This window comes from Streptomyces sp. N35 (genome assembly GCF_016464295.1).
Taxonomy (GTDB): domain Bacteria; phylum Actinomycetota; class Actinomycetes; order Streptomycetales; family Streptomycetaceae; genus Streptomyces.
On record NZ_JAEIMH010000006.1, the window covers coordinates 54,418 to 66,716 of the forward strand.

Below are 12,299 nucleotides of genomic sequence, written 5' to 3' on the forward strand. Positions count from 1 at the left end.
GGGGCGTACCGGGACTCCCGAGACCGTGAGGACCGTTGGGCGCGCCGTTACCGGCGCCAGCGCCGTGGACGCTGGATGCGCGAAGACCGCCGCGACCGGGCGAGCATCCTCACCAGGCGGACGCCATGAACCCGGTGGTCACGGTCAGGGATGAGCGCTGGGCCACTGAAGGGCCCCTCGCCGTCCTCCCCGCCGAGCAGGAGGCAGCGAACTTCCAGCACTACGGCCTCAGCTACCAGCCCGGCGCCGAAGGCGAGAGGCAACTTGCCCGCCGATGACCACCAGCGCGACAAGGGATGCGCCATGCAGCAGGCGATCACGGTTTCCGAAGCCCGTCGAAGGCTCACGGCTGTCCCCGAGGCGGAGAGTACGGATCCGCTGGCAGCCGAGGTTCTCGAACTACGGGCTCTCAACGAACAGTTGAGCCGTGCCATGGCCAGCCGTGCGGTGATCGACCAGGCACGCGGCATGCTGATGGTGCTTACGCCGTGTTCCAGCGAGCAGGCCTGGGTCCTGCTGGTGGAGCTGTCGCAGCGCTCCAACGTGAAGCTCCGGCTCGTGGCGGCCGCCCTGGTCGCCGCCGCCGACAATAAGCCGCTCCCCGAGCGCGTGCCGCGGGAACTGCGCGCCCTCCTGCGGCGCCTGCCGTCGGCCGGCTCCCCATGACGGGCGACCAGCACCATGGGGTCGCGCCGCGTCTTGGCGGCGGGCAAGCCTGGGTGGCGTGTTTCGGCGCGCGAGGGCCCGGCGGGGCTCGACCCGGACCGGGTTTCGCTGGATGGTGGAGCCAGGGGCCACCGCCCTGCCGGACCCGTCGAGGAGGCCGTCATGGCCGATCAGGGAAACCCGTATCTGCGTGGGCTGTTCGCTCCCGTACGCGAGGAGATCACCGCTCATGACCTGCCGGTGAGCGGCCGGATCCCCGCCGGTCTCGAGGGGCGGTACCTGCGCAACGGGCCCAATCCGCTGAACCTCGACGATCCGGCGACGTACCACTGGTTCAGCGGGCCGGGCATGGTGCACGGGGTCCGGCTGCGCGACGGACGGGCGCAGTGGTACCGCAACCGGTGGGTGCGCAGCGACGCGATGGCGACGGCGCTCGGCGACAAGCCGCTGCACGGACCGCGCCACCTGGACATGGACCTCGCGCCCAACACACACATCCTGAACTTCGCCGGCCGCTACCTCGCCACCGTCGAGGGCGGGGCGCTGCCCTACGAGCTGGACGGCGATCTCAACACCCTTGGCCCGTACGACTTCCAGGGCACCCTGCCGGGCGGGTTCGCCGCGCACACCACGGTCGACCCGGCCAGCGGGGAGCTGCACGCCGTGGCGTACTGCTGGGCGTACCCGTATGTGCAGTATTTGGTCGTGGGGGTCGACGGGCGGGTACGTACGTCGGTGGACATTCCCGTCGACGGGCGGCCGATGATGCACGACTTCTCGCTCACCGCTTCGCACGTGCTGCTCTACGACCTGCCCGTGGTTTTCCATCCGGATCCCGCCCGCGCGCCTTCGTCGATGCCGTACATCTGGGACCCCGAGCGCACGCCCCGGCTCGGCGTGCTGCCGCGTGAGGGACGGGCCGAGGACGTGCGGTGGCTGGAGATCGAGCCGTGCTTCGTCTTCCACCCCATGAACGCGTACGAGGACGGCGCGGGGCGGATCACGATTCATCTCGTGCGCTACGACCGGATGTTCGCGGGGCAGGACAGCCGGGGCCCCGACGAGACACCGCCACGGCTCGTCCGCTGGACCGTCGATCTCACGGCCGGGACGGTACGCGAGGACGGACTCGACGACCGTGCCGTGGAGTTCCCGCGGATCGACCCCCGACGGGAGACCGGCGCCCACCGGTACGGCTACGGGGTGCTCGAACCCACCGACGGATACGCCGCCGAACGCGCCCGCCGCCATCTCCTCTCCCCCACCTCACCGGCGTCCGATCTCACCCAAGTCGGCGTCGGCATCGTCAAGTTCGACCTCGAGCGGGGCAGCAGTGAGGTGCATCGCTTCCATCGGGACGGGGATGTCGGCGAGGGCGTCTTCGTGCCGTCGGCGGACGGCGGCGCCGAGGACGACGGGTGGATCCTGTCGTACGTATTCGATCCCGAGCGCGGCGCCACGGACCTGGTGGTCCTCGCCGCCCAGGACCTGAGCGGCGAGCCCCTCGCGCGCGTGCATCTGCCGGTGCGGGTGCCGGTGGGATTCCACGGCAACTGGATGCCGGATCACGCGGGTTGACCGTCGGTGAGTCCGGCCGATGCGGGCCGTGACGCCCTCGCCCGGTCCAGGGCCGGGCCGAGCGCGCACGAGCGATAGGAGCATGTCGCCATCGACCGGGGTACCCGGGTGACATGAATGCTCCTCATGCGCACGACACCGGCCGAGGCGCCGGTCCGATCGAACGCGGCACTCCCCATCGGCTTGCGGCACGTCAGCGGATGTGGCTGCAGGCATGGACGGCGCTCTCCGTCCTGGCCGCCCTCTGGTCGCTGGCCTGGGCAATCGGCTGGATCACCGGCGCGGCGGACAGCCTCGCCTTCGCCGTGGCCGGCCTTCTCCTCCTCGGCGCCGCGCTGTGGGCCCGGCGCTCAGCCATACGGAACTCCCCGCCACGTCACCTGTGACAGGACGGCGTCACCGCTCGCTGACGCATGCGTCGAGCGGACGCCGCCCGCACGCACGTAGGTCCCCGTGGTCGCACAAGACCACGAGGACCTGACTCACGATCGCCTCGTCACACCGTTTCAGCGCCGCACGCGCGGCATCCCCAGACCGATCCAGGAGATGATCTCGCGCTGGATCTCGTTGTTGCCGCCGCCGAAGGTGAAGATCACGGCGCTGCGGTAGCCGCGCTCCAGCTCACCGTGGAGCACCGCCCCCGCCGAGCCCTCCTTGAGCGGTCCTGCCGAGCCCACGACCTCCATCAGCCAGGCGTACGCGTCCCGGCGCGCCTCGGATCCGTACACCTTGACGGCCGAAGCGTCCTGCGGGGTGAGCGAGCCGTTCTGGACGGCGTTCACCATCTGCCAGTTGAGCAGCTTCATCGCATCGAGCTTCGTGTGCGTCATCGCGAGCCGCTTGCGCACCCAGCCGAGGTCGAGCACGCGCCGGCCGTCCGCGAGCTTGGTCTCCTCGGCCCACTTCTGTACGTCGCGCAAGGCGCGGATCGCCATGGTGCCGTGGGCGGCGAGCGTGACGCGCTCGTGGTTGAGCTGGTTCGTGATCAGCCGCCAGCCCTTGTTCTCCTCGCCGACCCGCCGGCTGAGCGGTACCCGGATGTTCTCGTAGTAGCTGGCCGTGGTGTCGTGCGAGGCGAGCGTGTTGATGATGGTGCACGAGTAGCCGGGGTCACTGGTCGGCACGAGCAGCATGGTGATGCCCTTGTGCGGCGGCGCGTCCGGATCGGTGCGCACGGCCAGCCACACCCAGTCCGCCGTGTCGCCGTTCGTCGTCCAGATCTTCTGCCCGTTCACGACGTACTCGTCGCCTTCGCGCACCGCCCGCGTCTTCAACGCGGCGAGGTCGGTCCCCGCGTCGGGCTCGCTGTACCCGATCGCGAAGTCGATCTCACCGGCCAGGATCTTCGGCAGGAAGTACGACTTCTGCTCCTCGGTGCCGAACTGCATGATCGTCGGGCCGACGGTGTTCAGACCCATGATCGGCAACGGCACATTGGCCTGCGCGGCCTCGTCGAAGAAGATGAACTGCTCCATCGGCGACAGCCCGCGGCCGCCGTACTCCTTCGGCCAGCTGACACCCAGCCAGCCGTCGCGCCCGAGCCGCCGGATCGTCTCGCGGTAGTACCGCTTCTGCTCGGCCGGGTCCTCGTACCGCGAGTAGGCGTTGTCCGGCACCAGCTCGGCAAAGTACGCACGCAGCTCGGCGCGCAACTGCTGCTGCTCAGGCGTGTATTCGAGGTGCACGGCCCCTCCTGGATCTGGCTGTCCTTGGCGGCGCACACAGTAGAACTTGTTTCAGTAATGGGGAAGAGACAGCGACACACGGGCTGCCGCTTTCCCCTTCTTTCCGCTGCGTAGGATGCGAAGAGCGCCTGCCGAGCGCTGGCAGAACCCATGAATCGCCCCTCACATACTTGCCTCACACACGCCCCTCACGAGGAGTCCCGATGAGCCTGTACGACATCCCGCTGCGCACCCTCACCGGCGCGGACACCACCCTGGCCGACCACAAGGGCAAGACGATCCTGCTCGTCAACGTGGCCTCCCGCTGCGGCCTCACCCCCCAGTACGAGGGCCTGGAACGCCTCCAGAAGCGCTACGCGGACCGCGGCTTCACGGTCATCGGCGCTCCGTGCAACCAGTTCGGCGCCCAGGAGCCGGGCACGGCCGAGGAGATCGAGACCTTCTGCTCGACGACGTACGGCGTGACGTTCCCGCTCCTGGAGAAGCTGGACGTCAACGGCGCCTCCCGCCACCCTCTGTACACGGAGCTGACGCGGACGGCGGATGCGGAGGGCGCGGCGGGCGATGTCCAGTGGAACTTCGAGAAGTTCCTGATCAGTCAGTCCGGTGAGATCCTGGGCCGATTCCGCCCGCGTACGGAGCCGGAGGCGGAGGAGCTGGTGACGGCGATCGAGGCGGCGCTGCCCGCCTGACCGACCCACCACCGAAGGCGCCGCACTCACCGAGTCGGCGCCTTCCCCCTGCACCCGCTACGTGCGCAGGAACGGCTTCAACGCCTCGGCGAGATGAGGGAGTTCGGCGAGCACGGCTGGTGTGGCGTACTCATGATCGGCGTAGTCGAATCCCGGGGTGACGACCTCCGCGACCAGCGCATGGCGCGCGCCGTCGAGCAGTCTGCTGGCCTTCCACCATCCTCCCGGCACGGCAAGGAACAGGGCTGCGTCCCCGAGCCGGGACCGGCTGAGCCCGCCGTCCGGGTCCACCGTCACGTATTCGACGGGCCCGCCGTCCAGCAGGAAGTGCAGGATGTCGCTGCGGTTGCGATGCAGCAGTCCGGCCGGCTGGGACGCGTCGAGCAGGTAGTAGATCGAGCTGGCAAGCGGACGCTCGCCCCGTGGCGCGGGAATCGTGTGGGAGCTGGTGTGGATGCGCCGGAAGTAGCCGCCTTCGCCATGGGGCTCCAGCTCGAGCTCACTGCGCCAGTCGTGCGTGCTGTCTCGCATGGGCTTGGTCTCCTCCGCGTCACGTCAAGGACAGTCGTGTCATGGTCGGTCCGGCACCTCGATGATGAGTCCCTGCGTGACCCAGGAGCCCCGCCGTCACGTATCGGCGTCTGCTCAGGTGCCGGCGCGCGCAGCCTGCCGTGCTGACAGAGACGCCGTGAGAGGAACACCCATGGAACAAGGCACCCGTGGCGAACTCGTCAACCGGCTGGCCGAGGCGATCGATTCCGTCGGGACCGCGCACCCGCTGCGGGTCGCGATCGACGGGCCGCCCGCAGCCGGCAAGACCACGCTGGCCGACGAGCTCGCCGCCGTCCTGCGCGCACAGGACCGCGAGGTCATCCGCGCGACCGTGGACGATTTCCTCTTCCCCCGCGCACAGCGCTACCGACGCGGCCGGTACTCCGCCGAAGGCTGCTACTTCGACGCCCACGACCACGTTGCGCTGCGCCGGGTCCTGCTCGATCCGCTGGGACCGCGAGGAGACCGAAAGTTTCAACACGCGGCGTACGACAGAGACACCGACACCGCATCGTCACCACCGACCGCGACCGCCCCCTCGGACGCCGTACTGCTCTTCGACGGCGTCTTTCTCCTGCGCCCAGAACTCATCGACCGATGGGACCTACGCATCTTCGTGTCCGTCCCCTTCGAGCGGACGGTAGATCGCGCCCGCGCCCGAGGCACGGCGCTGGGCCGATCCGCAGCCGACACCGCCGAAATCGAACGCTCCTGGCACCACCGCTATATCCCGGCCCAGCAGCTCTACTTCGCCACGGCCCGCCCGACCGACCACGCCGACATCATCGTGCACAACGAACAGCTCCATCGGCCGGCCTGGGAACAGAACTCTGTCCGTCGTCGCGGGCCACGTTCGGGATCTTGAGACCTCGAGCGGCCCGTGGCAGGCTCATGCCGCATGATCGATGAGTTCGCGAAGAACAACCTGCACAGCAGACTGCGACGGGACCGCGAGGCGCTGCTCTGGAAACTCGACGGCTTGTCCGAATACGACGCCCGCCGGCCTCTGACAGCGACCGGAACCAACCTCCTCGGCCTGGTCAAACACGTGGCCACCGTCGAGGCCCGGTACTTCGGCGAGGTCTTCGACCGCCCTTCCCCGGGACCCCTGCCCCGGTGGCAGGACTCCGACGGCAGCGATCAGTGGGCGGCCGAGGGCGAGACCCGGGATCAGATCATCGAGTTCTACCGGCGCACGTGGGACCACTCGGACGCGACGATCGACGAGCTCCCTCTCGACGCCCCCGGCCATGTGCCGTGGTGGTCGGAGCCGTATCCCAACACGAACCTGTTCGCCGTCATGCTCCACGTGCTCAGTGAATCCGTCCGGCATGCCGGGCACGCCGACATCCTGCGCGAGGGCCTGGACGGCAGGACCGGGTTGCGCGCCGAATACGAGCAGCGGATCGACGAGGAAGCCCGCGCGGCCCACTACGCGAAGCTCGAGCGGGCGGCCAGGTCGGTCGCACCGGTCAAGGGCCAGAGGTTGTCTCCGTGACTTGATGTTCTCGCGGCGGGAAACCGGCCGTTGGCAGCTCCCTCCCGGAAACAGAAGCGTCGTGAGCAACCGGCGCATGGTCATCGACGTCTTCTTGCACGGCGAAGGCGGCTCGCGCCCAGAGTTCGAGGAGGACCTGGACGCGCACGCGCGCGTTCCCGCCGCACGGAGACGTCGGGCAACAGGTGCCCGCGCGGTCCGCCGGCAAGGTCCGGGAGTCCATCGACGACACGGAGCGAGCACAGGCGAGCAAGAGGGGGAAGGGATGACCACGCCCACGCCGACCAATTGCCCCATCTGCAATGGGCCGATGCCCTGCCTGAAGCATTTCCGCGCGTACGCCGATGCACGGTCCCAGCACGTCGGCTCCTCGCCCGAGCGGCCCGGAACAGGCACGGAGGGCCCCCGCTTCGTGTTGATCCGCTCGCACACGCTGAACCGCTCGATGCATGCGCCTGGCATGATCCTTACGTGAACGGTGAACAGGAGCAGGGCCGCTTCAAGTACGTACTCTTCGACGTGGACGGCACACTCATCGACGCGGTGAGCAACCAGCGTCGGGTGTGGGCGAGTTGGGCCGAGCGGTACGGGCTGGACGCGGACGAGGTCTATCGGGTGGCGCTGCGGACGCGGCCGATGGAGACGTTCGCCGAGGTTGCTCCGGGGCACGATGCGCGCGAGTGCCTGGCCGTCCTGCATGCGTTGGAGGACGAGGATGTCCGTACGGGGGTGTACGGGGCGTTCGACGGCGCCGCCGACCTGCTGCATGCCCTGTACGCGGGGACCTGGGCCCTCGTGACCTCGAACTACGAGCATCGGGTGCGCGGCCGCTTCCAGCGGACGGGGCTGCCCCTGCCGGAGGTCATCGTGGACGCGGCGGCGGTCGAGGAGGGCAAGCCCTCCCCCGTTCCCTATCTCCGGGCCGCCGGGCTGCTCGGCGCCGTGCCGGAGGAATGCCTGGTCATCGAGGACGCCCCGTCAGGGGTGCGGTCCGGGCTCGCGGCCGGGATGACGGTATGGGGCGTGAACACCGCGAGCGCGGTCGACGGCGTCCATCGCCACTTCACCGGGCTGCGCGAAGCCGTCCCGCACATCCTGGCCGCGCTGCCCGGCCCACAGCGCGCCCTCAGGCCGCAGGCCTCTTGACGAAGACAGTGATCTCGATGGCCTGCCCGGCACCCCAGCTAGGCGCCATGGTGCTGACCGCCTCCCAGCCGTCGCGGCCCAGCTCGTTGAGGTCACGCTCGATCTGCTCGTAATCGAAGCCCTTCATGCCGAGCTTGTACTTCAGCACCTTGTGCTCCCACTGCGTGGTCATGCGCGAGGTTCCTTTCCCTGGCCGGCACGGGACCGACGACCATCGCGACCCGACGGCAGCGACGGTCATCGCGGCCTGAAGCCGAACGCGACCCGGCGCCGAACTCGGCACCGAGCCCGCACGCTACCCACCGCACCGCGCGACCCCCGGCTTGTCGTTCCGGGCGTGTCACCGCCCCGTGCCAGACTTCCCGCATGACCACTGTCGCCCAGCTCCGCAAGGCCGCTCTCGGGCTTCCCGAGGTGGAGGAGGGCAGGCATGCCGGGATGGTGTCCTTCGCCGTACGAGGGAAAGGGTTCGCCTCCGTCACCAAGGACGGGCAGGTCCAGCTGCAGCTCCCGGACACCGCCGCCGAGGAGGCCGTCGCCGCGCACCCGAGTGGTGAGCGTCTGGAGCGGACAGGCAAGCCGGTCGGGTTCCGCGTGCCGCTCGAGGACATCAACGGCAAGGACCTCAACGCGCTCGTCCACACCTCCTGGGCGCACCGGGCCCCCAAGCGCCTCGCCTCCACGCTCACCGACGCGCGGACCGCCGCGGAGGGACCGGTCGCCGGCTTGCCGGCCGGAATCGGCAGACCGGCGACGCGGGCGCTGCTCGTTGCGGGGATCACGAACCTCGAGGAGGTGGCGGGGCGTTCGGCCGCCGAACTGCTCGCTCTGCACGGCGTCGGGCCGAAGGCCGTCAGGATTCTCGGCGGGGAACTGCAGGAGCGCGGGCTCGACTTCCGCCAGTGACGCCCCGCCTTCCAGCGGTGACCGCCGGTCGCCCGGTGCGCGGCTATTGGTCCGCGGCTACTGGTCCGCGAGGGCCTTACGGAAGATCAGGAACCCCTGAGGCGTCTTCTCCGGGAACGGCCCCTCCTCCTCCCGCTGCTTGACCACCCGCATCCGCTCCTCGAACCCCGCACCCCGCAGCAGCTCGGCCACCACCTCGGGCGTGCGGCGGTGGAACGTCAGGTCGAAGGTGTGCCCGAGCGCCTCGGTGAGCCGCATGGGCTCCTCGCCGATCTGAAAGCCGAGCAGGAAGTGACCGCCCGGCTTGAGCACCCGGTGGAACTCCGCGAACGCGTGCGGCAGTTGGGTGTCAGGGACGTGAATGACCGAGTACCAGGCGAGGGCTGAGCCGAGGGCCTCGTCCGGAAGGTCGAGTGCGGTCATCGAGCCCTCGACGAAGCGGAGTTCGGGGTGACGCTTGCGTGCGGCGGCCAGCATGCCCGGCGACAGATCGATCCCGAACACATCGGCACCGAGTCCGGCGAGGTGGGCGGTGACCCGCCCGGTCCCGCAGCCGACATCGGCCATCGGGCCCTGCCCCGCGGCCAGTTCGGCGAAGCAGGCCAGGACGGACCGCTCCACGGGCTTGACGGCGAGCTCATCGGCGGCCCACTCCGCGTAGGCGTCCGAGATGGTGTCGTACGAGTCTCTGGTCGTGGTCAGGAAGCCCGGTTCAGTCATGAACCGGGACCCTATCGCCGCCCCCCGACCCCGCCCCGAGGCAGGGTCCGCGTCAACGTTTCACGTGCAACATCCATCCATACGGGAAGATTGTCCGACTGGACGTCACGGATTGGCCACTGCGTCTTCATAAGTCCTTCACGAACACTCAGTTCGCAATAGCCTCACTCCCCCGTGAACACCCCAGGGGGAACCATGAGCCACCCGTACCCGCCCGCGCCGCCGGGAGCCGGCCATCGGCCCACACCGAAGTGGGCGCGCAAGCGCCTGATCCTGCCTGCCCTCGGCATCGCCTTCCTCTTCGGTGGCGTCATCGCCAGCGCCGGCGACACCACGACCACGAACGATGCCAAGCCTGCGGCAGCTACCCCCGGCCCGACTGTCACCGTCACAGCGACCGCGGAACCCAGCGCCGAGCCTGCGCCGACCGTCACCGAAACCGTGAAGGCGACAGCCACTGTGCGGGCCACCGTCACCGTGACAGCCCAAAGCGGAGGCTCCGCGGACGACAACTCCGACAGCGGAGGCGGGGGCGTGTACTACGCCAACTGCAGCGAGGCCCGCGCCGCCGGAGCCGCACCTGTACACCGCGGCGATCCCGGATACGCCAGCCACCTGGACCGCGACGGCGACGGTATCGGCTGCGACAGCTGAGCCGCATTGCCGGTGCTGTCCGCGACGCTGTGCAGGCACCGGAAGGCGCCCTCTCGATGCACGAGGGGGCGCTTCCTGAGCCACCGCATCTATGCGCGCCCCAAGGGGAACTCCACTACCGAATCGGCATTCCCGACAACGTCCGCGCGATCACGAGCCGCTGGATCTCGCTCGTGCCCTCAAAAATGGTATAAATCGCGGCGTCCCGGTGCATCCGCTCGACCGGGTACTCCCGGGTGAAGCCGTTGCCGCCGAGGATCTGGATCGCCTGGCCCGTGACCTTCTTGGCGGTCTCGCTCGCGTAGAGCTTCGACATCGAACCCTCGGCGTTCTCGAACTTCTTGCCCGTGGTCGCCATCCACGACGCGCGCCATACGAGCAGACGGGCCGCGTCGATCTGGGTACGCATGTCCGCCAGTTGGAAGGCGATGCCCTGGTTGTCGATGATCGGGCGGCCGAACTGCGAGCGGGTCTTGGCGTATTCGAGGGCTTCCTCGTACGCGGCGCGGGCCGTGCCGACCGCCATGGCGCCGACGGCGGGGCGCGAGGCCTCGAAGGTGGCCATGGCCGCGTTCTTCACGCGTTCCCCGCCGCTCCTGGCGCGCTCACGGGCGCGGGCGAGGCGCTCGTCGAGCTTCTCCTTGCCGCCGAGCAGGCAGTGGCCCGGGACGCGGACGTTCTCCAGGACGACCTCGGCCGTGTGCGAGGCGCGGATGCCGTGCTTCTTGAACTTCTGGCCCTGCGCGAGGCCCGGGGTGTTCGGCGGCACGATGAACGAGGCGTGGCCCTTCGAGCCGAGCTCGGGGTCGACCACCGCGACGACCACGTGGACGCTCGCGATACCGCCGTTGGTCGCCCAGGTCTTGGTGCCGTTGAGGACCCACTCGTCCTTGGCCTCGTCGTAGACCGCGCGCGTACGCATCGCGGCCACGTCGGAGCCCGCGTCCGGCTCCGATGAGCAGAAGGCCGCGACCTTCACGTCGTTGGCGTCGCCGTACATCTGCGGAACCCAGGTACCGACCTGCTCCTCGGTGCCGTTGGCGAGAACGCCGACCGCCGCGAGGCCCGTACCGACGATCGAGAGTGCGATGCCCGCGTCGCCCCAGAAGAGCTCCTCCATCGTCATCGGGATGCCGAGGCCCGTCGGGTCGAAGAACTGCTGGGCGTAGAAGTCGAGCGAGTAGATGCCGAGCTTCGCCGCCTCCTGGATCACCGGCCAGGGCGTTTCCTCACGCTCGTCCCACTCGGCGGCCGCGGGGCGGATCACATCGGCGGCGAATCCGTGGAGCCAGTCCCTGACCTCCTTCTGCTCGTCGTTCAGCTCCATGGTGAACTCGGCCATGACCCCTCCAGCGCTGCACGCCCAGGCTGCACTGCCCAGAACTTTGTTACTTGCGGTAACGAGAGTCTGTTACTCGCGAGTAAGGGCTGTCAACTCCCGGCAGCCAGTTCGATGCCGGGGTACCCCGGGGTGTTACGTTGCGCGTGCGTCACCGAATCTGCACGGGCGGGGAGTAACTATGGAGACCACTGGGCGGACCGATCAAGAGCGGTCGGCCGACCGACGCCGCCGGGAGCTGCTCGAAGCAGCCGACCGGGTCGTGCTGCGGGACGGCCCCGGTGCCTCCATGAACGCCATCGCCGCCGAGGCGGGGATCACCAAGCCCATTCTCTACCGTCACTTCGGGGACAAGGGCGGTCTGTACAAGGCCCTCGCCGTACGGCACACCGACGCCCTGCTCGACGCCCTGCGTGCCGCGCTCGACGCGCCCTCGGCACGGCGGGAGCGGGTGGAGGCGACGCTCGACACCTATCTCGCCGCGATCGAGGCGAATCCACAGGTCTACCGTTTTCTGATGCACCCCGCCGAGGGGACCTCGCAGGGCGAGGGCGCCTTCGATGTGGGGCTCCACTCCGCTCCCCTCCTGCGGCGCCTGGGCGAGGAACTCGCCAAGGTGATCGAGGAGCGGGTGGACCTCGGGCCGGAGAGCGCGCTGCTCTCGCGGGTCTGGGGGCATGGGATCGTCGGGATGATGCACGCGGCCGGCGACTGGTGGCTGGGCGAACGGCCCTGCTCCCGGGCCCAGTTGGTGCAGAGCCTGGCGGATCTGCTGTGGGGGCGGCTGGCCGCTGCGGGCGACCGCGTGGGCGGGCCCGGGTTCTGAGGCGCAGAGAGCGCCTGGCGCCCGTCAACCCCTGACA

15 protein-coding genes and 1 pseudogene are annotated in these 12,299 nt (G+C 69.4%); 11 read left to right on the plus strand and 5 right to left on the minus strand.

Annotation, left to right across the window (positions count from 1 at the left end; genetic code table 11):
• Positions 1 to 182: 182 nt before the first annotated feature.
• The 4 genes and pseudogenes from JAO81_RS04820 to JAO81_RS04835 all read left to right on the plus strand — a co-directional run.
• Positions 183 to 278: pseudogene (locus tag JAO81_RS04820) on the plus strand (PRC-barrel domain containing protein); the annotation flags it as partial.
• Between the two features lie 25 nt (positions 279 to 303).
• Entirely contained in the window at positions 304 to 666 is a 363-nt protein-coding gene (locus JAO81_RS04825; RefSeq protein ID WP_199546488.1) for an ANTAR domain-containing protein, read from the plus strand.
• Between the two features lie 162 nt (positions 667 to 828).
• Positions 829 to 2,244, plus strand: a complete 1,416-nt coding sequence (locus tag JAO81_RS04830) for a carotenoid oxygenase family protein (RefSeq protein ID WP_199546489.1) — start codon at positions 829 to 831, stop codon at positions 2,242 to 2,244.
• A gap of 113 nt (positions 2,245 to 2,357) precedes the next feature.
• Positions 2,358 to 2,630 carry an LPXTG cell wall anchor domain-containing protein gene (locus JAO81_RS04835; protein WP_199546490.1) on the plus strand — a complete coding sequence of 91 codons (273 nt, stop codon included), beginning with the start codon at positions 2,358 to 2,360 and terminating at the stop codon, positions 2,628 to 2,630.
• A gap of 120 nt (positions 2,631 to 2,750) precedes the next feature.
• Here the strand turns inward: JAO81_RS04835 and JAO81_RS04840 are convergent, their stop codons facing one another.
• Positions 2,751 to 3,929: an acyl-CoA dehydrogenase family protein gene (locus tag JAO81_RS04840; protein WP_199546491.1), complete on the minus strand. Its 1,179-nt coding sequence runs from the start codon at positions 3,927 to 3,929 to the stop codon at positions 2,751 to 2,753.
• A 203-nt stretch (positions 3,930 to 4,132) separates the two neighbouring features.
• Between JAO81_RS04840 and JAO81_RS04845 the strand changes: the two genes are divergently transcribed.
• Positions 4,133 to 4,621, plus strand: a complete 489-nt coding sequence (locus JAO81_RS04845; protein ID WP_199546492.1) for a glutathione peroxidase — start codon at positions 4,133 to 4,135, stop codon at positions 4,619 to 4,621.
• 57 nt (positions 4,622 to 4,678) lie between these two features.
• On the opposite strand, the gene JAO81_RS04850 is transcribed toward JAO81_RS04845, so the two are convergent.
• A complete protein-coding gene (locus JAO81_RS04850) occupies positions 4,679 to 5,152 on the minus strand; it encodes a cupin domain-containing protein (protein ID WP_199546493.1) in 474 nt (157 codons plus the stop codon).
• Between the two features lie 172 nt (positions 5,153 to 5,324).
• Here JAO81_RS04850 and JAO81_RS04855 point away from each other — a divergent pair, with 172 nt between their 5' ends.
• From JAO81_RS04855 to JAO81_RS04865, 3 genes are all read left to right on the plus strand, one after another.
• The gene (locus JAO81_RS04855; RefSeq protein ID WP_199546494.1) at positions 5,325 to 6,038 is read left to right on the plus strand and encodes a cytidylate kinase family protein; all 714 of its coding nucleotides are present in this window, start codon (positions 5,325 to 5,327) and stop codon (positions 6,036 to 6,038) included.
• A 33-nt stretch (positions 6,039 to 6,071) separates the two neighbouring features.
• Positions 6,072 to 6,671, plus strand: a complete 600-nt coding sequence (locus JAO81_RS04860; RefSeq protein WP_199546495.1) for a DinB family protein — start codon at positions 6,072 to 6,074, stop codon at positions 6,669 to 6,671.
• 471 nt (positions 6,672 to 7,142) lie between these two features.
• Entirely contained in the window at positions 7,143 to 7,817 is a 675-nt protein-coding gene (locus tag JAO81_RS04865) for an HAD family phosphatase (RefSeq protein WP_199546496.1), read from the plus strand.
• Here JAO81_RS04865 and JAO81_RS04870 read toward each other — a convergent pair.
• Positions 7,798 to 7,989 (minus strand): DUF4177 domain-containing protein, encoded by a 192-nt coding sequence (locus JAO81_RS04870; protein ID WP_199546497.1) that lies wholly within the window; start codon positions 7,987 to 7,989, stop codon positions 7,798 to 7,800. The two genes, JAO81_RS04865 and JAO81_RS04870, sit on opposite strands and share 20 nt — an antisense overlap.
• A gap of 194 nt (positions 7,990 to 8,183) precedes the next feature.
• Here JAO81_RS04870 and JAO81_RS42205 point away from each other — a divergent pair, with 194 nt between their 5' ends.
• Positions 8,184 to 8,723, plus strand: coding sequence for a hypothetical protein (locus tag JAO81_RS42205; protein WP_233414929.1), 540 nt, complete (start codon positions 8,184 to 8,186; stop codon positions 8,721 to 8,723).
• 57 nt (positions 8,724 to 8,780) lie between these two features.
• Here the strand turns inward: JAO81_RS42205 and JAO81_RS04880 are convergent, their stop codons facing one another.
• Complete coding sequence (locus tag JAO81_RS04880) at positions 8,781 to 9,443, minus strand: class I SAM-dependent methyltransferase (protein ID WP_199546498.1); 663 nt, start codon at positions 9,441 to 9,443, stop codon at positions 8,781 to 8,783.
• A gap of 195 nt (positions 9,444 to 9,638) precedes the next feature.
• On the opposite strand from JAO81_RS04880, the gene JAO81_RS04885 reads away from it, so the two are divergent.
• Positions 9,639 to 10,097, plus strand: a complete 459-nt coding sequence (locus JAO81_RS04885) for an excalibur calcium-binding domain-containing protein (RefSeq protein ID WP_199546499.1) — start codon at positions 9,639 to 9,641, stop codon at positions 10,095 to 10,097.
• A gap of 115 nt (positions 10,098 to 10,212) precedes the next feature.
• On the opposite strand, the gene JAO81_RS04890 is transcribed toward JAO81_RS04885, so the two are convergent.
• Positions 10,213 to 11,439 carry an acyl-CoA dehydrogenase family protein gene (locus tag JAO81_RS04890; RefSeq protein WP_199546500.1) on the minus strand — a complete coding sequence of 409 codons (1,227 nt, stop codon included), beginning with the start codon at positions 11,437 to 11,439 and terminating at the stop codon, positions 10,213 to 10,215.
• A 178-nt stretch (positions 11,440 to 11,617) separates the two neighbouring features.
• Between JAO81_RS04890 and JAO81_RS04895 the strand changes: the two genes are divergently transcribed.
• On the plus strand, positions 11,618 to 12,262 hold the full coding sequence (locus JAO81_RS04895; RefSeq protein WP_199546501.1) for a TetR family transcriptional regulator: 645 nt from the start codon (positions 11,618 to 11,620) through the stop codon (positions 12,260 to 12,262).
• The last annotated feature ends 37 nt before the right edge of the window (positions 12,263 to 12,299 follow it).